The organism is Aeromonas sp. QDB56 (assembly GCF_027705505.1).
GTDB classification, from domain to species: Bacteria; Pseudomonadota; Gammaproteobacteria; order Enterobacterales; family Aeromonadaceae; genus Aeromonas; species Aeromonas caviae.
Genome location: NZ_JAPDBZ010000277.1, coordinates 1 through 1245, shown reverse-complemented (window position 1 = coordinate 1245; position 1245 = coordinate 1). Strand labels below are relative to the sequence as shown.

Here is a 1245-nt window from a genome sequence, read left to right as displayed (position 1 = left end):
CGCAAGCCAGGCTAGTTGCCGCCAACCCAGTGATTTGAAACTGATGGCCAATTGGCTCTTCGCCACGCTTGGGTCTGCCACGTCCTGTATAAACGGGTTCACCTACCACTTCGGCATCCAGTTGCAGCAGCATCAAGCTGGCGGTAAAACAGCTCAACTCAGCTTGGGCATCCGCCTCACAAGCAAAGCGTCGGGCACACAATTTGGCGAAGGCTTTGAGCTCGCGGGTACTGTCTTTGAGCAGGTTTTTGGCCAATGTCTGCTGCTCGCGGTGGCTGGCTTGTTCGCTGCGCACCAGCAACCAACGTTGCGCGACCCCGGCATAATTCGCGTGTTGCCAACGGCCATGATAGCCATTGCCCAGAGCGGTCAGCGGTTGTGCACCTATGGTTGCCACGGCCTGCTTTGCCTCATTGAGAGTGACGGGCACCCGGGTCACAAATAGTTGCTGCTGTTGCGCCAGTAATTGCAAGGTATCGGCGCAGTACAGTGCGGCATCGCCGACCAGATAACGGCACTCCTGCGCGGCCTTGAGACTGCTCAAATGGCGACGAACGGTCTGGGCAAAGGCTTTGGTGTCATTACTATTGCCGCTCAGGGCCTGCATATAGACAGGTAGGCCGGCCTGATTTTCACAGATGAGCTCAAGGATCACTTGATTCAGCTCTGGCCGGTGATCACGACTATAACCACGCACCAGTTGCAGCTTACCGACCAGATCCCCATCGGCACAGTCATAGGCGCCATCGACGTGGAAGCTGGTAATATCGAGGTGCACTGCGGTGCTTTTGAGCCCCAGCCGCTCGACAACTTGCGCCGCCATCACCTGATACAAGGCGCTGACATCGGCCTCAAAGAGGGCATCGAGACAGCGACCGAGCACATCATCATTGAGGTCATCAGCACAGATCCCGGGGCCAATCAGGCGCTCAACCGGCTTGTTAGCGAAGAATTGCGGGAACATGTGCAGGGTGCTGCTGTGAAAGCCGAGGCCGTTCACTATCATGGCGACCAAGGCTTCACCATGTGAGACCTTGAAAGGCGGGGTTTTGGGGAGCAAGGCATCGATCATGCGGGCAATGCCCAGTTCCTGGCAGAGTGCGGCGACCAAACCAAGGTGATCGAGGTTACGGATCGAGATAGCGGGTGCGGCCATGATGATCTACCTGCAAAAGAGAGTAATAGATCAGAACGGCCGATCGCCGTCAAGCACTGAAAATAGCAAAATCAGGTGCGGAATGACGG

At 56.5% G+C, this 1245-nt stretch carries 1 protein-coding gene; it reads right to left on the bottom strand.

The genetic code is table 11. From position 1 onward, the window contains the following. A partial coding sequence (locus OKB81_RS20380) for an IS1634-like element ISAs25 family transposase (RefSeq protein WP_270668619.1) occupies nt 1-1156 on the bottom strand: 1156 nt, incomplete at its 3' end. Between the last annotated feature and the right edge of the window lie 89 nt (nt 1157-1245).